This is a genomic window from Planotetraspora phitsanulokensis (genome assembly GCF_016863295.1).
GTDB classification, from domain to species: Bacteria; Actinomycetota; Actinomycetes; order Streptosporangiales; family Streptosporangiaceae; genus Planotetraspora; species Planotetraspora phitsanulokensis.
Genome location: NZ_BOOP01000006.1, coordinates 1 through 20,682 on the forward strand (window position 1 = coordinate 1; position 20,682 = coordinate 20,682).

Genomic DNA, 20,682 nt, shown 5'->3' on the forward strand with positions numbered 1-20,682 from the left:
CGGAACCCGCCGCGCAGACCGGGGCGGGAACCGGCACGGGAAAGAGGGCGGCACGATGAGCGCCGGCATCGCCGCCCCGGAGCGCTCCGATCAGCGGGCCGGGCGCCGCGACTTCGCGCACCTGCTGCGCGCCGAGTGGACCAAGTTCCGCACCGTACGCGGCTGGGTGATCGGCATGGTGGCCGCGGCGCTGGTCATCGTGCTGCTCGGGCTGCTGTCCGCATCGGGCAACCACGCTTCGTGCAGCGGCCCGGGCGAGACGGCCTGTCCCGCCATCCCGGTCGGGCCGGACGGCGAGGCGGTGGCGGACGCGTTCACCTTCATGCACCGGCCGCTGGCCGGCGACGGCGGCATCACCGTCCGCGTGACCTCACTGACCGGCATCATCACCTATCCCCCGCCCGACCACGACGAGATCGTCCCCGGCGTCGTGCCGTGGGCGAAGGCCGGAATCATCATCAAGGAGTCCACCCGGCAGGGATCGGCCTACGCGGCGGTGATGGTCACCGGCGCCCACGGGGTGCGGATGCAGCACAACTTCACCCAGGACACGGCCGGCCATCCGGGCGGCGTCTCGGCGCGGTCCCCGCGCTGGCTGCGCCTGATCCGCTCCGGCGACACGCTCACCGGCTACGAGTCGGCCGACGGCACGCGGTGGACCGAGATCGGCACGGCTCAGCTGACCGGCCTGCCGTCCACGGTCCAGGTGGGGCTCTTCGTCACCTCCCCCGGTGACCTGACGGTGAAGCAGGCCGATCTCGGCGGAAGCATCGAGCAGGTTCGCTTCACCCAGGCCAGCGCCGTCTTCGACCACGTCGACCTGCGGGGCGACGCGCCCCCCGGCGCATGGAGCCGCGACGTCGTGGGAGCCGGCGGCATGACCGACTGGGAACGCTTCCACCGCCCGAACGGCGTGCAGGAGTCCGGCGGCACGTTCACGGTGTCCGGAAGCGGCGACATCGCGCCGCGGATGGACGGTCAGACCATCGAGCGCACGCTCACCGGCGCGCTCACCGGGATCATCCTGGTGATCGTCGTTGCGGTGATGTTCGTCACCGCCGAGTATCGCCGCGGCCTGATCCGCACCACCCTGCTCGCCGAACCACGGCGCGGCCGCGTTCTGGCGGCCAAGGCACTGGTGATCGGCGCGGTCACCTTCTGCGCCGCGCTGCCCGCGGTCGTGCTGACGGTCATGCTCGGCGCGCCGATCCTGCGGTCCAACGGGAACTACATCCTCCCGGTCACCCCGCTCACCGAAGCGCGCGTCCTCGTCGGCGTCGCGGCGCTCCTCGCCGTCGCCGCCGTGCTCGCCCTCGCCCTCGGCGTCGTGTTCCGGCGCGGCGTCGCGGCGGTCGTCACCACTGCCGCGGTGATCGTCGTGCCCCACGTCCTCGCGACCACCTCCGTCCTGCCCGACAGCGCGGCGCAGTGGCTGCTGCGGCTGACGCCGGCGGCGGGTTTCGCCATCCAGCAGAGCGTTCCCGAGTACGCCCACGTCCTCGGCCACTACGCGCCGCAGGCGGGCTACTACCCGCTCGCCCCGTGGGCCGGTCTCGCCGTGCTGTGCGGATACACCGCGGTGGCCCTCGGCCTGGCGCTCCTCCGGTTGCGAAGGGCGGACGCATGAGACGGGAGACGCACGCGGAATGGACCAAGCTGTGGACCATGGCCGGCACCGGCCCCCTGCTGCTCGGGATCGTCGCGCTGACCGTCGCCATGAGCGCCGCGGCGGCCGCCATGGTGTCCTGCCCGGCGGCGGGCTGCGGCTACGACACCGCCAAGATCAGCCTCTTCGGAGTCCAAGCCGGCCAGGGGGCCGTCGCCGTCCTGGGCGTGCTGGCGATCACCGGCGAGTACGGCACCGGCATGATCCGCACGACTCTGTCCGCGATGCCGCGCCGGGCCGCCGTCCTCACCGCCAAGGCGGCCGTCCTCACCGCGCTCACGCTCGCCGCGGGAACCCTCGCCGTGCTCGCGTCCGTGCTGGCCGGACGGCTCATCCTGCCCGGCAACGGCTTCACCTCCGCCCACGGCCACCCGCTCCCGTCCCTGGCCGACGGGCCGATGCTCCGCGCGGCCGCCGGCTCGGTCCTCTATCTCGTGCTGGTCGCCCTGCTCAGCCTCGGCGTGGCCACCGCCGTACGGGACTCCGCGGCGGCCGTCGGGGTCGTGCTCGGCCTGCTCTATCTCTTCCCGATCGTCATCCTCGTGGTCTCCGACCAGGACTGGCAGCGGCTCCTGTGGCAGATCTCGCCGATGAACGCCGGGCTCACCATCCAGGCCACCACCCGTCTGTCCGGCCTGCCTCTCAGCCCGTGGGCGGGCCTCGGCGTACTGGCCGCGTGGGCCGCCGCGGCGCTCCTGGGAGGCGGGCTGCTCCTGCGGCGGCGCGACGCGTGAACATCAGGAGCAGAAGTCCGAGACGGTGCGGGTGAGAACGTCGGTGACCTGGTGCAGCGAGACGACGTCGACCCATTCGGTCGCGGAGTGCGCTCCCCCGCCGTCGACGCCGAAGAGCAGGCAGGGGATTCCGGCGCGGTCCAGCAGGGCGCAGTCGGTCCAGAAGGGTTCGGCACGGATCACGGGCGGCCGCCCGAGGACCGCTTCGGCATGTCGTGTCAGCGTGCGCACGATGGTCGCCTCGGGGTCGGCTTCGAACGGCTCGCGGTGCAGATCACGGTGCAGCCGGTAGCGGAAGTCGGGGACGCCGGAGGCCAGGCCGTCGAGGATGGCGGTGAGTTCGGCGTGCACGCTGTCGGCGCTCTCCCCCGGCAACGTGCGGCGCTCGACGGTGATCCGGCATGACGCCGGATACGTGGAGGCCTCCTCGCCTCCGCGGATCAGGGAGGCGTGCACGGTGCCCGGTCCGAGGCGAGGATGCGGCGCCCGTTCGAGGAGGCGGCCCCACTCCTCGAGGGCGATGAGGAAGTGGCCCGCCTTGGCGATGGCGTCGACGCCGAGGTCGGGCCGGGAGCCGTGGGCGGCGCGGCCCTGGATCTCGACCTCGAACCAGGCGAAGCCCTTGTGCGCGAGGGTCACCTCGAGGTGGCTCGGCTCGGTGACGACGGCCGCGTCGGCGGTGAAGGCCTCCAGCACCTCCTCGGTGCCGGAGCTGCCGTGTTCCTCGTCGGCGACGCACGCGAGGATGACGTCTCCGCGCAGCGGGCCCCGCTCGACGGCGCGGGCGGCGGCCGTCATCATGGCCGCGATCCCGCCCTTCATGTCGAAGGCGCCCCGCCCGAACATGCCGCCGTCGCGGGTCTCCGGCTCGAGCGGATCGCCGTCGTAGCCGCCGAGGCCGACGGTGTCGAGATGGCCGTTCAGCATGAGTGAACGACCTCCGCCGGTGCCCCGGGCGACCGCGACCAGCGAGGGTCGTCCCGGCCGCCTTTCCAGCCGGTGCACCTCGAAGCCGCGTGGCGCGAGCCAGCCGGCGCAGAAGTCGGCGATTCGGCCTTCGCCCGCGCCTCCGGGCACCAGATCGGGGTTGACGGAATCGATGCCGATGAGCCGCGCGAGGAGCGGCACCGGGTCCGGGCTGATCGGCGGCATCGCCTGGGCTCCTTCGGATCAGATGACGTGCGGATTGGCGGTGGCGCCCTCGGTGCTGAGCAGCACCACGACCGTGTCCGGTCCCGCGGCCAGGGCGGCACGGCGCTCCGCGTCCCCGGTGCCGGTGAGCGCGGCGCGCACACCGGCCAGGGACGCGGCGCCGCACGGACCGCAGGGCACGCCGAGCGACCTCAGGGTGCGGGCCGCGGCCGCGCAGGCGGCGTCGGTGACCGCGACCGCGGCGTCCAGACCGTCACGGAGGTACGGCCAGGCGAGGCTGGAGACCGTCCCGCAGTTCAGGCCCGCCATGGTCGTCGTCCCCGTCTCCACTTCCACGGGCTCGCCCGCGGTCAGGCTCGCGAGGACGCAGGCGGCGGTGTCGGGTTCCACCGTCAGCACGGCGGGAGCGGGGCGGGACACCGGGCGGCTGCGGTAGTGGGTGACGGCGGCCTGGGCCAGCGACCCCACTCCGGCCGGGACGACCACCAGGTCCGGCGACCCCACACCGCCCATCTGCGCGTCGATCTCGGCGAAGAGGGTGGAGTAGCCCTCGACGATCCACCCGGGGATCTTCTCGTAGCCGGGCCATGCCATGTCCTGGACCAGCACGGCGTCCGGCTCGTCGGCGGATCGGGCCGCCTGCCGTACGGCCTCGTCGTAGCTCCCCCGGACCCGCTCGATCAGTGCGCCCTCCGCGTGGATGGCGGACATGGCCGACTCGTGCACGCCGTCGGGGACGAAGACATGCGCGGAGTGCCCCCACACCCGGGCCATCCGGGCCACCGCCCGGCCGTGGTTGCCGTCGGTGGCGGTGACCAGCCTGATCCGGGCGCCAGGCGGCCGATCCGACGACACCCGGTGGATCGCCCAGGACGCCCCCAGCGCCTTGAACGCGGGCAGACCCAGCCGCAGCGACTCGTCCTTGACGAACACCCTTCCAACACCGAGCTCGCCGGCGAGGGACGGAAGCTCAGTCAGCGGGGTGGGCGCGTATTCCGGGAGCGACGTGTGGAAGTCCCGCACCTCGGCCGGGGCCGCGGCGCAGGTCCACAGACGGGCCTCCGGCCGCGCGAACCACGGGAGGCCGCGCCGCACACCGGTGGAAGGGATCACCTGTACACGGTGCCCCTGCGCCCTGCCGTGCGTCCAGCGGACGAGCACAACTGTGATCTTCGATGCCGGCTCATCGATGGCCCTGGTCACGCCAGAAGGGTCAGGGCGGTCTCCCACAGCCGCTCGGCGTTGGCGGGATCCAGGGCGAACGGAGCAACGCCGCCGCCGAACAGCGGCGGACGCTCGTGCACCACCGGCGACTCGGCGCAGTCCTCGAAGTAGCGGCCACCCACACCGGCGAGGAGCGGCGAGGCCGCCACCAGCACCGACGTCGCCGCGCCCTGCCCCACGCTCTTGCGGCGCTCAGGCGGGGTCTGGAGTCCGCCGGTGTGCTTCTGGAGGTTGGTGGCGATGGCGCCGGGGTGCACGGCGTTGGCCAGGACGCCGTTGCCGGACCACCGCCGGGTCGCTTCGACCGCCAGCAGCACGGCGGCCGTCTTCGACTCTCCGTACGCCCCGATCGGGTGGTAGAGCCGGAAGCGGTAGTCGAGATCGTCGAAGACCACCGGCGCGTACAGGTGGGCGTTCGAGCTGACCGAGACGACGCGGGCGCCCTCGGCCCGGGCGAGCGCGTCGTGCAACCCCAGGGTGAGGGCGAAGTGCCCGAGGAAGTTGACGGCGAACTGCATCTCCCGGCCCTGCGGAGTGCGGGTCAGCTCCGGCAGCGCCATGATCCCCGCGTTGTTGACGAGGATGTGCAGCGGCCCGTCCCAGGCGGCGGCGAACGCGCGGACGGAACCGAGGTCGGCGAGGTCGAGGCGGCCGACGCCGACGGCCGGGTTGCCCGTCGACTCGGAGATCCGGGTGGCGGTCCGCCTGCCCGCGTCGACGTCCCGCACGCCGAGGACGACGGAGGCTCCGGCGCCGGCCAGGGCGCGAGCGGTCTCCACGCCGACGCCCGATGAGGCGCCGGTGACCAGGGCGCGGGTGCCGGAAAGGTCCACGCCGGCCAGGACGTCGTCCGTGGTCGAGGTGAATCCGAATGGGGTCTGCGGGATTTCAGTCATGGGGGCGACGATGCCGTGTTTCGTCACCGTCATTAAGCCCCTGCCGGCACTGGTACCGGCAGGGACAGGATGCGCCGCCGCGGGCCCTCCCCCAGGGCGGGCCCGCGGCGGCGGTGCGGCTCCTCATCAGGGGTTCGGCGGCCGCCACATCGGGAACATCGGCGGCCCGTCGGGCAGGATCATCGGTGAGCCGAGGTCGTGATATCCGTGCCGGAGGTAGAGCTCCCGGCTGCGGGCGTTGCTGGCCTCCAGGTAGGCCGCGATTCCGGCCTCGTCGAGCCTGGCATGGTGGTCGGCGAGCAGCCGGCTGCCCAGCCCCTCGTTCTGCCGGTCGGGGAGCACCGCCAGGAACGACAGATAGTGATGCGGGTCGTGCGGGTGGTGCTTGGCCATCTCCTCGTCCAACTGACCCAGCCGCTCGGCGTGCCCGCCCGCGAAGGTCGCGATGCGCTCGGGGATGCCGGGCGGGGTCGGCACCTCGCTGCGGAACCAGACCGCGACGGCCGACATGTCGTCCATCGCGTACACGTCTCCGCCGGCCAGAGCGTGCTCGGTGAGCAGGGAGAAGAAGGCGGGCAGCACCTGCCGGCGGTCGTCCTCCGGCGGGACGATCCAGGCGGACACCTCCAGGTCGTGGAAGGACTCGCCGATGACCGCGCCGACCTCCTCGGCGGCTCCGGCGGTGTTGTCGATGCGGACGATGCCTGTCGTCATCGCGTCTCCTCGGTGGTCACCTCGGCGCCCAGGCCGATGTTGGCGTAAACGTCGGGACGGCTACCCCGCAGCGCCAGCCCCCACACGACGCCCACCACGATGGCGACGAGATATACGCCGGGAAGGACCCATCGGAGCAGGGAGTCCGGAGCCACACCCAGCACGGTGTCGAAGTTGACCAGGGCGAGCGCGAGGACGACGAGCAGCAGGACGGCGGAGATCGCCGGGGCGATCCGGGTCCGCCAGGCGCTCTCGGTGCCGGGGTTCTTGGCGAAGTAGGCGAACACGGCGACGGAGGTGGCCGCGAGCAGCAGCAGGATCCCCAGGCCGCCGAAGGACCCGACGGTGAAGAAGAGCTGGACGAGCGGGTCCGCGCCGGTGGCGGCGTAGACCGCGATGACGGCAACGCCGACCACGCTCTGCGTGATCGAGCCGATGGCCGGGGCGCCGGTCGGCTGGGAGGTGCGGCCGAAGGCGGGCGGCAGCACCCTCTCCCGGCCGAGGGCGAAGATGTAGCGGGCGATCGTGTTGTGGAAGGCGATCAGCGCCGCGATGACGCTCGTGACGAACAGGACGGAGCCGATCGTCGCGACGGTCGACCCCAGGTGTTCGCCCGCCAGGCCGAACAGCAGCCCCGGTCCCTGCTCACGTGAGGCGTCGGCGACCTTGTCCGAGCCGACGGGAACGGTCATCGCCCATGAGGACAGCGCGTACAGCCCGGCGATGATGGCCAGCGCGACGTAGGTCGCGATCGGCACCGTTCGCCTGGGGTCCTTGGTCTCCTCCGAGAACACGACGGAGGACTCGAAGCCCGAGAAGGCGGCCACGCAGATCGCGACCACCCCGCCGATGCCGGGCACGAACAGGCTCGAGGGGCTGAAGACGTCGAGGCTGTAGCCGGAGGCGGCCGGGTGCAGCAGGTCGGCGATGTCGAAGACGACGATGACGGCGATCTCGGTCACCAGCAGGACCGACAGCACCTTGCCGTTCACGTCGACCCGCAGGAGGCCGAGGAATCCGGTCAGCGCCCAGAGGACCAGTGCGATCAGCCACCAGTCGGGAGTGATGCCGAACCAGTCGGTCAGCAGCGGCTGGGTCGCCGAGCCGATCACGCCGTAGAGGCCCACCTGCAGGGCGTTGTAGGCCAGGAGCGCGACCCAGGCGGTGGCCACGCCCACCGGGCGGCCGAGCCCCTTGGCGGTGTAGGCGTAGAACGCCCCGGCGTTGACGACGTGGCGGGCCATCGTCACGTAGCCGATGGCGAAGACCGCCAGGATGGCCCCGAGCAGGACGAAGGCCAGGGGCACGCCCTTCACGCCCGTGGCGGCGTACGCGGTGGTCACCACACCGGCGACGACGGTCAGCGGCGCGGCCGCGGAGATGACGAAGAAGACGACGGAGGGAATGCCGAGGCGGTCTTCGGCCAGCGCCGACGATGCGGCGACCGGCCTTTGCTCTGTTTGGGACATCAGGGAACTCCCGGAGGGGTGGGGGGTGGGTTCATGCTGTCTGAGCGATCAGCTCCTGAAGCGGCGCCGGGATGACGACGATGGAGATGGGCGAGCCGGCCCGCGGCCGATCGGCCACGGGTTCCGTCTCGCCCGCCCCGTCATGTCGCCATGCCTGAGGAGAAGCGGGATCGCCGGCCGACCGGCGACCCGCAAGATCAGCCTCCGTCACGGTTGGTGATCGTAAAGCGAATTCGTGCGCCTGTCATCAGTGAACGGAACCCTGCCGTAAACCCCCTGCCCCCTGTGGCGCGGCCGACTTGATCATCATCGGACGCACGGCGTCTCACCGATGAACGGCCTCCGGCAGCGGGGTCGCGGAGAAGACGCCGGACGGGTCGTAGCGGCGCTTCAGTTCCATGAGACGCGAGGCGTTGGCGCCGTACGCCTCGTCGATCTGGGCGCCGGCGTCGGGACCCAGCAGATTGACGTAACCCCCCGGCGACGCGACCGGAGCGAGGGCCGCCGAGACGGAGTCGGTCCACGCCACGTGCCGCTCGGGGTCGGCGTCGTCGGGCCGCCAGCCTGCGACGATCTCCACGACGAAGTGCGCGTCCCGGTTGGCGAAGGCGGTCGCGTCCGGCGCGACCCGGGTGGCGGCGCCGTGGAAGTGGTGGATCGGGGTGCCCGAGAACGGCGAGGTCCTGGTGTCCCCGGCCTCGACGAGCGCCGCCACGACCTCGGGGGTGAAATCGGCGACCGTCCGCGTCCGGATCGTGTAGTGGCTCCCGTCCACCATCTGCGCCTCGACCAGCGTGAGCGCCGTCGCGTATGGCATCACGTCCACCTGGGACATGAGCACGTCCCCGAGGCCTTCGAGGCGGGCCGTCCACTGCCGTCCGGTCTCCGGCTCACCGGCCCAGGCCGGCGAGAGCAGCATCACCGGTGAACCGTCGGGTCCGGAGAAGACCCCGCTCTGCACGGTGAGCTCGTCCGGCGCCTCGGCCAGCAGTTCGCGGAGCCCCGCCCACACCGATCCGGCCTGCCGCCACGAGAAGAGCACGAATCCGGTCAGGATCGACTCCAGCGGGTGCAGCCGGACGTGGAGCGAGGTGACGACGCCGAAGTTCCCGCCGCCTCCGCGGAGCGCCCAGAGCAGGTCGGCGTCGTGCTCGGGGTCCGCCCGCACCTGGGTGCCGTCGGCGAGAACCACGTCGGCGGCGAGGAGGTTGTCCAGCGCGAGGCCGTGGACACCCGAGAGCGGACCGTATCCGCCCCCGAGCGTCAGCCCGGCCATGCCGACGCCTCCCGCCGTCCCGGTCGCGGCCACCAGGCCGTACGGGCTCGTCGCGGCGATTACGTCGGCCGACGTGGCTCCGCCGCCGACGACGGCGACCCGCCGTTCCGGGTCGACGTGTACGGAGCGCATGTCCGACAGGGAGACGACCAGGCCCCCGTCACGGATCGAGCGACCGGCCCAGTCGTGCCCGCCTCCGCGGACGGATAACGGCAGTCCGTGGGCTCCGGCCACGGTGACGGCCGCGCTGACGTCGTCGGGCGTCGCGCAGCGCGCGACGCCCGCGGGCCGGTGACCGACCCCGTGGTTCCAGATGCGGATCGCGTCGTCGAACGGAGCACCCTCGACGAGGACACGATGGTGACCGAGACGCCGCGCGAGTTCGGTTGTCACAGGCAGGAGCCGGGTGTCCATGGGTTGTTCCCCCTACGCTGGTGATGACCACTCTGTTGAGCAGACCCGGGTTAACTTAAATAGAGTCCGACTCTGATCACAAGGTGACATTTCTTCCCTCACCTTCAGCGTGATCATGCACAAGTTCGGGCCCACACCTGTCTACCTGCGGACTCTTCCGGCGTGATCATGCAGGGATTCGGAGGAATGCCCGCTGACCTGCGACGCAGGCAATGGTGACCATGCAGAAGTCCGCGGACGTACTCGCTTGCGACCACGGAGCCCTCCGTGGCGATCGAGGCTTTCGAGGCTTTCGGGGCTTTCGGGGCTTTCGGGGCGATCATCCCCGGTCGGGGGCGGTCAGCCGGTGACGATGCCGTCCAGGATGCGCTCGACTCCCTGCGCGAACGTCCGTTCGGCGCGGTCGCCGGCATGCGGCCCCCTGGCCTCGCGCATCACGTGGGCGACCCGCGGATAGCGGTCGCCCGCCACGATGGCGTCCCCGTAGGACCCCTGCTCGGCCATCCAGCGGTTCATGTCGAAGCCCGAGGCCCGCACGGCCAGCTCGCCCAGCACGGCCCCCGTGATGAAGAGCTGCAGGGTGCCGACGGCGGTGAGCATCTCGTCGGCGTCGAGCCCCAGACCGTCGACGGCGGTCAGCCAGGTCTCCATCCAGTGCAGACTGCCGGGCCCGATGTTGGGCCTCGATGCCTGAACGGCCGCGAGCCAGGGGTGGCGGAGCATGACCGCACGCGTGGCGTCGGCGAGGGTTCTCAGGTCGGACCGCCGGTCGCCGGTGGGCTCGGGGGGCGGCTGCTCCCGCAGGACGGCGTCGACCATGAGGTCGAGCAGGTCGTCCTTGCTGGACAGGTAGCGGTAGAGGGACGTGGTGCCGGCGCCCAGCTCGGCGGCGACCCTGCGCATGGACACGGCGTCGATGCCCTCGGCGTCGGCGAGGCGTACGGCGGCGGCCGCGACGGCGGCGCGGCTGTGCGCGGGACGGGGACCGCGTGCGGCCTGTTCCGGCCGGGCCCAGATCGATTCCATTGCGAGCAGTGTACGCAGTGGTCTATGGTCATCCCAATAACTGCGAACACTGTTCCTGGTTTTGGGGGTCGGGATGGATGTCGATGTCGTGGTGGCGGGTGCGGGACCGGTGGGCCTGATGCTCGCGTGCGAGCTGCGGCTGGCCGGGGTGTCGGTGCTGGTGCTCGAGCGCAAGGCGGAACCGGACCACGCGCTCAGAGCCGGCGCGATGGGAGCCAGGTCGATCAACGCGCCCTCGGCGGACGCGTTCCACAGGCGCGGCCTGCTGGAGGCGGTGCGCGAGGCCGCGTTGTGGTGGTACGAGCCGGACCCCGAGGCCCTCCGAGCCGCCCGGTCCGCCGCCGAGTCGCGGACCGGTGCTCCGCGTGACCGGCGAGCGGACGCCGAACAGGACCGGGCCGCGCTCCTCACGACGCCGGACACCCCGACGTTCGCGGGACACTTCGCCGGCATCCCGATCCGCGCCGACCGGCTCGACCCCGCCGACCGGGTCCTCGCGGGCCACACTCTGGGCGGCGGGGCGATCAGCCAGCTCGCCCTGGAGGAGATCCTGTCCCGCCGGGCGGCCTCGCTGGGCGTCGAGATCCGGCGGGGCACGCCGCTGACCGGCCTGGAAGCGGACGCGGACGGAGTGAACGTGTTGGCCGGGGGCGAGGTCGTCCGCGCCGGCTGGCTGGCCGGATGCGACGGGGGCCGCAGCACGGTGCGCGCGCTGGCGGGGTTCGCCTTCCCGGGCACCGACGGAGAGTTCGTCGGCCGCCAGGCCATGGTGGAGCTCGCCGGCCCGGCCCGGCTGCCTGTCGGCGACTGGGTCCGTACGGCGGCGGGCGCGTACGTCCACGGGCCCGTCCCCGGGCGGGTCCACACCGTGGAGTACGGGCAGGTCCACGACAGGGACACCCCGGTGACCGCCGAGGAGATGCGGGCGAGCCTGCTGCGCGTGTCGGGCGTCGACGTCGAGATCGCCGAGGTGCTCGTGGGCACCCGTTACACCGACGCCACCCGGCAGGCCGCGACGTACCGCCGGGGCAGGGTGCTGCTGGCCGGCGACGCCGCGCACATCCACTCCCCGGCCGGCGGGCAGGGGCTCAACCTCGGCATCGGCGACGCGATGAACCTCGGGTGGAAGCTGGCGGCCACGGTGCGGGGATGGGCGCCCGACGACCTGCTCGACACCTACACGGCCGAGCGGCACCCCGTCGGGGCCTGGGTGCAGGGGTGGAGCGACGCCCAGAGCGCCCTGGGCCGGGTCGACGCCCGCACCGCGGCGCTGCGGAAGGTGATGGGGGAACTGCTGGACACCACCTGCGGGGCGACCTACGTGCTCAAGCAGATCTCGGGCATCGGACGGGGCTACGACCTCCCCGGCGATCACCCCCTGATCGGGCTTCCGGCGCCGGACCTGTCCCTCCCGGACGGTACACGCCTGGCCGAGCACTGCCGCACCGGCCGGGCGCTGCTGGTGACGGGAGAGGACGACCGCGACCTGCCGGCGCTGGCGGGCTCATGGGCGAATCGCATGACCGTGATCACGGCGAAGCCGGGCCCTTCGATGCTGGTACGTCCCGATGGTCACATCGCCTGGGCCGCCGACGGCGTCCCTGACCCCGCGTCCGCCGAGGGGGCGCTCCGCACCTGGCTCGGCGCACCGGAACCCCGCATCTGATCACACGGAGGGTGCGCACGCGGGTGCGCCACGTAGCCGAGCCCCGGCCATGCCGTAGCCTCGCGGTAGAAGGGCTCCCCCATTTCGGACGGCCGTCCGCCCAGGTCGGCATGTGGAAGCGAGGAGCGGATGGACGCGGTGGTGAGGACCTCCGCCGGGAGGGTGCGTGGCGCCTCCCGGGACGGCGTCGTCGTCTTCCGGGGAGTCCCCTTCGCGGCCGCGCCGGAAGGGCCGCTGCGTTTCCGCGCGCCGGTCCGCGCGAAATCCTGGGACGACGTCAGGGACGCCCTCGAGTTCGGGTCCGCGCCGCCCCAGTCTCCGCCCCTGGCGGGGATGCCCGAGATCTGGCGGCCCCGCGACGGGCTCGACTGCCTGACGGTGAACGTCTGGACACCCGGTCCGGGCGCCGCGGATCTGCCCGTAATGGTCTGGATCTACGGCGGCGCGTGGCAGTCGGGCTCCGCCTCCCAGCCCGGATACGACGGCGCCAGGCTCGCCCGCGCCGGGGTCGTGGTGGTCACGTTCAACTACCGCGTCGGGTTCGAGGGCTTCGGCCGCCTGCCGGGGACCCCGGCCAACCGCGGCCTGCTCGACCAGATCGCCGCTCTGGAATGGGTGCAGGCCGAGATCGCGGCGTTCGGCGGCGACCCCGGCAACGTCACCGTCTTCGGCGAGTCCGCGGGTGCGGGCTCGGTGGCCGTGCTCGCCGCCGCGCCCGCCGCTCGCGGCCTGTTCCGGAGGGCGATCGCGCAGAGTGTGCCGGCCGGCTCGCTCGCGGAGGAGGAGGCCGAGCAGGTCACCGCGCTCATCGCGGCGGAGGCCGGGGCCGAGCCCACGTGGGAGGGCTTCGCGGGGCTAGCCCCCGAGGCGATCCTGCGGGTCCAGGATGTGCGCCTGCCGGGACACGACGCGGGCATCACGCCCTTCGGCCCGGTCATCGACGGCGAGTTGGTCGCGGGCCAGCCCTGGGAGGCGATCGGCGACGGCCGCGACGTGGATCTCATCTGCGGGTTCACCCACGAGGAGTTCCAGCTGTTCGCTTCGGCCGCCGACACGACCGCCATCGATCTCGCGGCCGTCGCCGCGTCGTTCGATCTCGGGCCCGGCGCGGTCGACGCCTATCGCGCCGCTCATCCCGGCCATGACGATGCCGCCCTGTTCTCGGTGATGATGTCCGACGCGCTGTTCCGCATGCCGTCGACCTGGGTGGCCGAGGCGCACGCACGGGCGGGCGGGCGCACCTGGCTCTACGACTTCGCCTGGCGCAGCCCCGCCTTCGGCGCCTGCCACGCCCTCGACGTGCCGTTCGCCTTCGGGGACGGCGACAGCCCCATGGCCGCCTGGCTTCTCGGCTCGCCGCCGCCCGCCGACTTCGCCGTGCTGTCGGAGCACATCAGGAGGGCCTGGACGGCCTTCGCCGCCACCGGCGACCCGGGCTGGCCGCGCTTCGACCTCCAAGACCGCCGCACCCGGATCTGGGATGTCCCGCCGTCCGACGTCCCCTATCCCCTGGCCGCCTCGGCCGAGATCTGGTCGGGTTCCTGACGCCCGCGCCGGCCGGTGACTCCCGCGGCCGGCTCCCGCCTGGCGGGGGCGGCGCGACGCCGCCCATTCCGGCGGCTCAGCCGCCGGACCCGTCGTGGAGCGCGGGCCTGGTGCCGATGACGGCGGTGGCGTCCAGGTCGCCCGACGCCGCCACCCGCGGCACCAGGCCGCCGCGTGCGACGGCCTCGGCGGTCGTCCGCGCCTGCTGCTCGCTCGTCTCGACGAGCAGATGTCCGCCCGGCGCCAGCCACGACGCGGCCCCGGCGACCACCCTCCGGACGACGTCGAGCCCGTCCGCGCCGCCGTCGAGCGCCCTGTGCGGCTCGTGGACGCGCGCCTCGGGAGGCAGCAGCCCGATCGCGCCGGTGGGCACGTAGGGCGGGCTGGCGACCAGCACGTCGACGCGACCTCGCAGGGCGGCCGGCAGCGGCTCGTAGAGGTCGCCTTCGTGCACCCGGCCGCCGTAGGGCGCGAGATTGCGCCGGGCGCACCGCACCGCGACCGGGTCGATGTCCGCGGCGTGCACCTCGGGCCGGTCCAGGGTCGCCGCCAGCGCGGCGGCCATCGCCCCTGATCCACAACACAGGTCGACGATGACGGCCTCAGGAGGGGCCAGGGCGGCGGCCTGGCGGATGAGGAACTCGGTGCGGGGACGAGGCACGAACACCCCGGGCTGCACGGCCACGCGCAGCCCGTAGAACTCCGCCCAGCCGAGGACGTGCTCGAGGGGAAGTCCAGCGACCCTCCGGTCGACCATGGCGGCGACGTCGCCGGGTGCCCGGGCCGTGGAGACGATCAGCTCCGCCTCGTCCTCGGCGAAGACGCAACCGGCGGCGCGAAGCCTGGTGACGATGGCGGAAAGAGAAAGCGAAGAGGGAGAAGCCGACATTGGGGAGCCTTTCGGGATGCCGATGGGGCTCCCTCGGTCACCTGCCCTCGGGTGACCGTGCGTCCGCGTGAGAGAGCACCCGACCTGCTACAGCGGTAATGGGTCTCACCTCCTCGGACGGTCCTGCGATCGCCGCAACGCTACCAGAGCCCGTCGAAGGCGCCGGATCCCGCGGCCCCATTCCCGGCATGACGCCTGCTCACGAGGGATTGCCGGTCCGAATCCCGCCGCGATTACCGGTCCGATGCCCGCCGGGCCCGGAGCGTACGTCCGTCCTAGGTTTCCCTCATGAAGATCCCCTTCCGGGTCCGGAGGGGGCCGATGAGGAAAGGGACCTCAATGGATCTGCAGCTTTCCGGCCGTGTCGCGGTCGTCACCGGCGCCTCCAAGGGCATCGGCCTGGCCGTCACCCGCACGTTGCTCGCCGAGGGTGTGCGCGTCGTGGCCGCCTCGCGCAAGATCACTCCGGAACTGGAGGCGCTCGGCGGCGACTCGCTGGTTCACGTGCCGGTCGACCTGATGGACGCCGAGGCGCCCGGCCAGGTCGTGGCACGGGCGGTGGAGGAGTGGGGCGGGCTCGACATCCTGGTGAACAACGCCGGCGGTCCGCCTCCCGGCGTGGCCCTGCCGCGCATGTCGTTCCTCGCCCCCACGGACGAGGACTGGCGGGTGATGTTCGAGTTCAACCTGTTCTCGGCCGTCCGCGCCGTCCGTGCCGCGATCCCGGCGATGCTCAGCCGTGGCGGGGGTTCGATCGTCAACGTCTCGTCGGGGAGCGCCCGGCAGCCCGCCCCGATGAACGTCGACTACAACGCGGCCAAGGCGGCACTGAACAACCTGACCAAGGTGCTGTCGGAGGAGTTCGCCCCGCAGGGCGTCCGGGTGAACACCGTCTCTCCGGGTCCCGTGCGGACGGCGTGGTGGACCGAGGAGGGCGGCGCGGCCGACATCATCGCCGCCCAGGCGGGCACCGACCGCGACACCGTGATGGACGTCGTCGCGCCGGAGATGATGAAGCTGTCGACCGGGCGGCTCGTCGAACCCCAGGAGGTGGCCGACGTGATCGCCCTGCTCGTCTCGCCGCGTTCGGGGAGCACGACCGGCGCGGACTTCGCCGTCGACGGCGGATTCCTCAAGGAGATCTGACCGGCCGGCTCCACGACGGGGCTACCAGTGGGCGGGGCGGACCAGGCCACCCGGCAGCCTGGTCGCCGCGTCGCCTCTCGCGGCGTTGAGCTGCGACTGGGTGAGGAAGATGCCGCCCGTCAGGTCGGCCCCGCTCAGGTCGGCGTCGCGGAGGTCGGCGCCGATCAGGTCGGCCGATCTCAGGTCCGCGTTCCTGAGGTCGGCCGCGATGAGGTAGGCGCCGCGGAGGTTGGCGCCGCGCAGGTCGGCGCCCTTCAGGTTCGCCCCGATGAGATCCGCTCCTCTGCGGTTCTTCTTCCGCCCGGGGACCCCGGCCCGGACGAGCTCGCTCGTGCGCAGTAGCAGGGCGTTGACACGGTCCCGATGCGCGGCGACGTCCAGTCCCGTGAGCTCCTCCGGACCGCCGAGGGTGAGGCGCTCGGTCTCTTCGAACGCCTCACGCAGGTCGTCGTGGACGGCCCGGGCCGGGGGCAGGGTCAGCGCCTCGGCGAGGTACCAGAGGAGCTCATGGAGCTGCCGCATGACGGGGAAGACGGCGAACATCTGGCGGGCCGTACCGGGTGTCCCCCGCCAGTCCCGTCCCTCGAAGGTGACCTGGGAGACCTTCTGCCCGGCGCCGAAGCAGTCGAAGACGGTGCAGCCGGAGAACCCCCGCTGCCGCAGTTCGGAGTGGACGCCGCAGCGGAAGTCGGCCTTCAGGTTGGGGCAGGGGTCTCCCGCCTTCTTGGTGATCGCGAAGTCCGACGACGCCGCGAACGGCAGCGCGACGCAGCAGAGGGCGAAGCAGTTTCCGCAGTCCGCCTGCAGCTCACGGCGGACCTGTGTCCCGGACTTGTCTGACACCGTGTGATGCTCCCCGTTCCGAACGCGGCGCTGAAGATGGAACACCATTGTCCCAGTCCCACGAACGGGGACGGGCAGGGGCGCCGTGTCCACAACGGCGTCCCCTGCCCGGCTGGGGCGCCGTCGCCGGCTTGGCCGGCGCCCCTGGAGGTGGCGGATACCCGCCGGTCAGAAGCCTCGGGCGAGGCGGTAGTAGGCCTGGTTCCAGCGCAGTTCCTTGGCCAGCGCGCGGGAGGTCGTGTCGGCGTCGATCATGACCAGCTCCACGCCGAGCATCTCGGACAGGTCGGTGAGCTCCTCAGCGCCGATCGCTGCGGACAGCACCGTGTGATGCGGGCCGCCGGCGGTCAGCCAGGACTCCGTCGAGGTGCGCAGGTCGGGACGGGGACGCCAGACCGCACGGGCGACGGGAAGCCGCGGCAGCGGCTCCAGCGGCGCCACGACGTCGATCTCGTTGGCCACCAGCCGGAACCGCTCACCCATGTCGGCCAGGCCGACGACCACCGCCGGGCCGGGCGCGGCGTCGAAGACGAGCCGGACCGGGTCCTCCCTGCCGCCGATGCCCAGCGGGTGGATCTCGCAGGACGGGGTGCCGGTGGCGATGGACGGACAGACCTCCAGCATGTGGGCCCCGAGGATGAGCTCCTCGCCCGGCGTCAGGTGGTAGGTGTAGTCCTCCATGAAGGACGTGCCGCCGGGCACCCCCTCGGCCGTCTTCTTGAGCGTGCGCAGCAGCACCGAGGTCTTCCAGTCGCCCTCGCCGCCGAAGCCGTAGCCGTCGGCCATCAGGCGCTGTACGGCCAGGCCCGGCAGCTGCCGCAGGCCGCCCAGGTCCTCGAAGTTGGTGGTGAAGGCCTTGAATCCGCCGGCGTCGAGGAACCCGCGAAGGCCCAGCTCGATGCGGGCGGCGTAGCGCAGGGAGTCGTGCCGCTCTCCCCCGGCGCGCAGCTCTGGCGCGACCTGGTAGAGCTCCTCGTACTCCTTCACCAGCGCCGTCACGTCCGCGTCCGCCGCGGCGTCGACGGCCTCGACCAGCTCGTTGACGCCGTAGGTGTTGACCGAGACGCCGAACGTGATCTGGGCCTCGACCTTGTCGCCTTCGGTGACGGCCACGTCGCGCATGTTGTCGCCGAACCTGGCGAGCTTCAGGGAGGCCACCTCGGCCCGGCCCGCCGCCGCTCGCGCCCAGGCGCCGATCCGCGCCGCCACCGTCGGGTCGCTGACGTGCCCGGCGACGGTCTTGCGTGCCACGCCCAGCCTGGTCTGCATGTAACCGAACTCCCGGTCGCCGTGGGCGGCCTGGTTCAGGTTCATGAAGTCCATGTCGATGGAGCTCCACGGGAGCTCACGGTTGGCCTGGGTGTGGAGGTGCACCAGGGGCTTGGTGAGGGCGTCGAGCCCGGCGATCCACATCTTGGCGGGCGAGAACGTGTGCATCCAGGCGATCAGCCCGACGCACTCGTCGTCGGCGTTGGCCTCGAGGCAGAGCCTGCGGATCGCGCCCGCGCCGGTGAGGACGGGCATCCACACCACTTCGACGGGCAGCGCGTCGTTCAGCTCCTCGGCGATCCGCCGGGACTGCTCGGCGACCTGGCGGAGGGTGTCCTCACCGTACAGGCCCTGGCTGCCGGTCAGAAACCAGATCTTCAACGCGAGCTCCTCTGCCCATAGACGTTCTGGTAGCGGTCGTACAGACGATCGACGTCGTCCTGTTTGATCGGCAGGGGCTCGCCGAGCTGCCGGGACACGTGCACGGTCCTGGCCACGTCCTCGCACATCACGGCGGCCTTGACCGCCGCCTTCGCCGAGGCGCCGATGGTGAAGACCCCGTGGTTCTGCATGAGGACGGCGGGCGAGCGGTGGCCGGAGAGGACTGCGACGATCCCGCGGCCGATGTCGTCTCCGCCGATGAGCGCGAACGGCCCGATGGGGATCTCGCCGCCGAACTCGTCGGCCATCGCGGTGAGCACGCACGGGATCGGCTCTCCCCGTGCGGCCCAGGCCGAGGCGTACGTCGAATGGGTGTGCACCACTCCGCCGACCTCCGGCATGTGGCGGTACACGTACGCGTGCGCGGCGGTGTCGCTGGACGGGGCGTGCTCGCCCTCGACGACGTTGCCGTCGAGGTCGCAGACGACCATCGACGCCGGGGTGAGGTCGTCGTAGGAGACGCCGCTCGGCTTGATGACGAACAGGTCCTCGCCCGGCACGCGGCCGGAGACGTTACCTGCCGTCCAGGCGACCAGGTTGTAGCGCACCAGCTCGGCGTGCAGGCCGCAGACGGCCTCCCGGAGCTGCTCGATCATGCCGTGGCCTCGTTTCTGATCGCGCGGAGACGGTGCAGCAGCCCGCCGTCCGCGAAGTGGTCGTGCAGCCGGCGGTACTCGGCGTACAGCCGGTCGTATGCGTCCGCCCGTCCGGCGTCGGGGACGTAGGCGTTCGGGGTGCGCTTGCCCATCGCCGCCGCGGCCTCGGTGATGTCGGCGTACGCCCCGGCCGCCACCGCGGCGTGGATGGCCGAGCCCAGAGCGGGCCCCTGCTCGGATCCGATCGCCGACAGGGGACGGCGCAGGACGTCGCTGTAGACCTGCATGAGGAAGGAGTTCTTCAGCAGCCCGCCCGCGACGACGAACTCGCCGACCGGCACTCCCGCCGCCTCGAAGGTCTCCACGATGACGCGGGCGCCGAAGGCGGTCGCCTCGATCAGCGCGCGGTAGACGTCCTCCGGCCTGGTGGCGAGGGTCTGGCCGACGATCACGCCGGACAGGTTGTGGTCGACCAGCACCGAACGGTTCCCGCCCTGCCAGTCGAGCGCGACGAGCCCGTGCGCGCCCACCGCCTGCCGCTCGGCGAGCGAGGTCAGGTATTCGTGGACGCTGATGCCCGCCTCGGCGGCGCTCTCGGCGTAGGAGGCGGGCACCGACGTCTCGACGAACCAGGCGAAGATGTCGCCCACGGCCGACTGCCCGGCCTCGTACCCCCACAGGCCCGGCACGATGCCGTCGCGCACCACGCCGCACATGCCGGGAACCTCGGCGAGTTCGTCGGACGGCATGATGTGGCAGGTCGAGGTCCCCATGATGGCGACCATCTGGCCCGGCCGTACGGCATCGGCCGCGGCGGCGGTGACGTGCGCGTCGACGTTGCCGACGGAGACGGCGATGCCCTCGGGCAGCTTGGTCCAGCGGGCCGCCTCCTCGCTCAGGCGGCCCGCGAGGCCTCCGAGCGGGGCGAGCTCCTGACCGAGCGTGGCGGGGAAGCCGCCGAAGTCGGGGTGCAGCGCGGTCAGGAAGCCTTCGGCGGGGTAGCGGCCGTCCTGGTGGATGCCCTTGTATCCCGCGGTGCAGACGTTGCGGGACTCCACACCGGTGAGCTGCCAGACGATCCAGTCGGCCGCCTCGATCCAGCGGGCCGCGGCGTGGTAGGTCTCCGGGTCCTCCTCGAGGACCTGCAGCGCCTTCGCGAACTCCCATTCCGAGGAGATCTTGCCGCCATAGCGCGGCAGCCACGTCTCGCCCCGTTCGGCGGCGACGGCGTTGATCCGGTCGGCCTGGGGCTGGGCGGCGTGGTGCTTCCAGAGCTTCGGCCACGCGTGGGGACGGTCGGGGTGCAGCTCGCTGAGGGGAACGCCGTCGGCGGTGGTCGGCAACATCGTGCACGCGGTGAAGTCGGTGCCGATGCCGATCACGTCGGAGGCGGAGACGCCCGCGACGGCCAGCGCCTTCGGCACCGCGACGCGCAGGACGTCGCGCCAGTCCTCGGGCGACTGGAGGGCCCAGTCGGGCCCGAGCCGGATCGCGGTGCCCGGCAGCCTCTCCTCGATCACGGCGTGCGTGTATTCGTGGACGGCACTGCCCAGTTCGGCGCCGTCGCTCACCCGAACGACGACGGCGCGTCCGGACAAGGTGCCGAAGTCGACACCGATCACGTAGCGGTCGTTGTTATCGCTCACTTCAACTCCAACGGGGGGACGGGGGTACGGCCGGCGCCGCGTTCCGGGTGCTCCGGGTGGCGGCGCGGGG

The 20,682-nt window shown here is 72.3% G+C and carries 17 protein-coding genes; 5 read left to right on the forward strand and 12 right to left on the reverse strand.

Annotated features, from left to right (window positions below; all coding sequences use genetic code 11):
* The coding region (locus Pph01_RS08350) for an ABC transporter permease subunit (RefSeq protein ID WP_308441885.1) at positions 1–1,627 on the forward strand (1,627 nt) is incomplete at its 5' end.
* A complete protein-coding gene (locus Pph01_RS08355) occupies positions 1,624–2,400 on the forward strand; it encodes an ABC transporter permease subunit (RefSeq protein WP_204072422.1) in 777 nt (258 codons plus the stop codon). The genes Pph01_RS08350 and Pph01_RS08355, both read left to right, overlap by 4 nt.
* 3 nt (positions 2,401–2,403) lie before the next feature.
* Here Pph01_RS08355 and Pph01_RS08360 read toward each other — a convergent pair whose 3' ends face one another.
* The 7 genes from Pph01_RS08360 to Pph01_RS08390 form a co-directional block, all read right to left on the reverse strand.
* Positions 2,404–3,552, reverse strand: a complete 1,149-nt coding sequence (locus Pph01_RS08360) for an ArgE/DapE family deacylase (RefSeq protein WP_204072423.1) — start codon at positions 3,550–3,552, stop codon at positions 2,404–2,406.
* Between the two features lie 18 nt (positions 3,553–3,570).
* Positions 3,571–4,755: a diaminopropionate ammonia-lyase gene (locus Pph01_RS08365; RefSeq protein WP_239116521.1), complete on the reverse strand. Its 1,185-nt coding sequence runs from the start codon at positions 4,753–4,755 to the stop codon at positions 3,571–3,573.
* Positions 4,752–5,672: an SDR family NAD(P)-dependent oxidoreductase gene (locus tag Pph01_RS08370; RefSeq protein ID WP_204072424.1), complete on the reverse strand. Its 921-nt coding sequence runs from the start codon at positions 5,670–5,672 to the stop codon at positions 4,752–4,754. The genes Pph01_RS08365 and Pph01_RS08370 overlap by 4 nt, the downstream gene beginning before the upstream one ends.
* A gap of 126 nt (positions 5,673–5,798) precedes the next feature.
* The gene (locus Pph01_RS08375; RefSeq protein WP_204072425.1) at positions 5,799–6,386 is read right to left on the reverse strand and encodes a GNAT family N-acetyltransferase; all 588 of its coding nucleotides are present in this window, start codon (positions 6,384–6,386) and stop codon (positions 5,799–5,801) included.
* Positions 6,383–7,855 (reverse strand): APC family permease, encoded by a 1,473-nt coding sequence (locus Pph01_RS08380; RefSeq protein ID WP_204072426.1) that lies wholly within the window; start codon positions 7,853–7,855, stop codon positions 6,383–6,385. The genes Pph01_RS08375 and Pph01_RS08380 overlap by 4 nt, the downstream gene beginning before the upstream one ends.
* A 325-nt stretch (positions 7,856–8,180) precedes the next feature.
* On the reverse strand, positions 8,181–9,545 hold the full coding sequence (locus Pph01_RS08385) for an FAD-binding oxidoreductase (RefSeq protein WP_204072427.1): 1,365 nt from the start codon (positions 9,543–9,545) through the stop codon (positions 8,181–8,183).
* A gap of 339 nt (positions 9,546–9,884) precedes the next feature.
* Positions 9,885–10,571, reverse strand: a complete 687-nt coding sequence (locus tag Pph01_RS08390) for a TetR/AcrR family transcriptional regulator (RefSeq protein ID WP_204072428.1) — start codon at positions 10,569–10,571, stop codon at positions 9,885–9,887.
* 73 nt (positions 10,572–10,644) lie between these two features.
* On the opposite strand from Pph01_RS08390, the gene Pph01_RS08395 reads away from it, so the two are divergent.
* Positions 10,645–12,237 (forward strand): FAD-dependent oxidoreductase, encoded by a 1,593-nt coding sequence (locus Pph01_RS08395; protein ID WP_204072429.1) that lies wholly within the window; start codon positions 10,645–10,647, stop codon positions 12,235–12,237.
* 129 nt (positions 12,238–12,366) lie between these two features.
* Positions 12,367–13,782, forward strand: a complete 1,416-nt coding sequence (locus Pph01_RS08400) for a carboxylesterase/lipase family protein (protein ID WP_204072430.1) — start codon at positions 12,367–12,369, stop codon at positions 13,780–13,782.
* A 76-nt stretch (positions 13,783–13,858) separates the two neighbouring features.
* On the opposite strand, the gene Pph01_RS08405 is transcribed toward Pph01_RS08400, so the two are convergent.
* The gene (locus Pph01_RS08405; RefSeq protein WP_204072431.1) at positions 13,859–14,671 is read right to left on the reverse strand and encodes a putative protein N(5)-glutamine methyltransferase; all 813 of its coding nucleotides are present in this window, start codon (positions 14,669–14,671) and stop codon (positions 13,859–13,861) included.
* Positions 14,672–15,010: 339 nt separating this feature from the next.
* Here Pph01_RS08405 and Pph01_RS08410 point away from each other — a divergent pair, with 339 nt between their 5' ends.
* Positions 15,011–15,817, forward strand: coding sequence for an SDR family NAD(P)-dependent oxidoreductase (locus tag Pph01_RS08410; protein WP_204072432.1), 807 nt, complete (start codon positions 15,011–15,013; stop codon positions 15,815–15,817).
* A 21-nt stretch (positions 15,818–15,838) separates the two neighbouring features.
* On the opposite strand, the gene Pph01_RS08415 is transcribed toward Pph01_RS08410, so the two are convergent.
* The 4 genes from Pph01_RS08415 to araB form a co-directional block, all read right to left on the reverse strand.
* Positions 15,839–16,660 (reverse strand): pentapeptide repeat-containing protein, encoded by an 822-nt coding sequence (locus Pph01_RS08415; protein ID WP_239116522.1) that lies wholly within the window; start codon positions 16,658–16,660, stop codon positions 15,839–15,841.
* Positions 16,661–16,828: 168 nt separating this feature from the next.
* Complete coding sequence (gene araA, locus Pph01_RS08420; protein WP_204072434.1) at positions 16,829–18,310, reverse strand: L-arabinose isomerase; 1,482 nt, start codon at positions 18,308–18,310, stop codon at positions 16,829–16,831.
* On the reverse strand, positions 18,307–18,966 hold the full coding sequence (locus Pph01_RS08425) for an L-ribulose-5-phosphate 4-epimerase (protein WP_204072435.1): 660 nt from the start codon (positions 18,964–18,966) through the stop codon (positions 18,307–18,309). The genes araA and Pph01_RS08425 overlap by 4 nt, the downstream gene beginning before the upstream one ends.
* Positions 18,963–20,612, reverse strand: coding sequence for a ribulokinase (gene araB, locus Pph01_RS08430; protein WP_239116523.1), 1,650 nt, complete (start codon positions 20,610–20,612; stop codon positions 18,963–18,965). Before araB ends, Pph01_RS08425 begins: the two co-directional genes overlap by 4 nt.
* Between the last annotated feature and the right edge of the window lie 70 nt (positions 20,613–20,682).

Bases quoted from the DNA above. Each gene is read 5' to 3' on its own strand.
- Pph01_RS08355 (WP_204072422.1), top strand. From the start codon at position 1,624: ATGAGACGGGAGACGCACGCGGAATGGACCAAGCTGTGGACCATGGCC.
- Pph01_RS08360 (WP_204072423.1), bottom strand. From the start codon at position 3,552: ATGCCGCCGATCAGCCCGGACCCGGTGCCGCTCCTCGCGCGGCTCATC.
- Pph01_RS08370 (WP_204072424.1), bottom strand. From the start codon at position 5,672: ATGACTGAAATCCCGCAGACCCCATTCGGATTCACCTCGACCACGGAC.
- Pph01_RS08375 (WP_204072425.1), bottom strand. From the start codon at position 6,386: ATGACGACAGGCATCGTCCGCATCGACAACACCGCCGGAGCCGCCGAG.
- Pph01_RS08380 (WP_204072426.1), bottom strand. From the start codon at position 7,855: ATGTCCCAAACAGAGCAAAGGCCGGTCGCCGCATCGTCGGCGCTGGCC.
- Pph01_RS08385 (WP_204072427.1), bottom strand. From the start codon at position 9,545: ATGGACACCCGGCTCCTGCCTGTGACAACCGAACTCGCGCGGCGTCTC.
- Pph01_RS08390 (WP_204072428.1), bottom strand. From the start codon at position 10,571: ATGGAATCGATCTGGGCCCGGCCGGAACAGGCCGCACGCGGTCCCCGT.
- Pph01_RS08395 (WP_204072429.1), top strand. From the start codon at position 10,645: ATGGATGTCGATGTCGTGGTGGCGGGTGCGGGACCGGTGGGCCTGATG.
- Pph01_RS08400 (WP_204072430.1), top strand. From the start codon at position 12,367: ATGGACGCGGTGGTGAGGACCTCCGCCGGGAGGGTGCGTGGCGCCTCC.
- Pph01_RS08405 (WP_204072431.1), bottom strand. From the start codon at position 14,671: ATGTCGGCTTCTCCCTCTTCGCTTTCTCTTTCCGCCATCGTCACCAGG.
- Pph01_RS08410 (WP_204072432.1), top strand. From the start codon at position 15,011: ATGGATCTGCAGCTTTCCGGCCGTGTCGCGGTCGTCACCGGCGCCTCC.
- Pph01_RS08425 (WP_204072435.1), bottom strand. From the start codon at position 18,966: ATGATCGAGCAGCTCCGGGAGGCCGTCTGCGGCCTGCACGCCGAGCTG.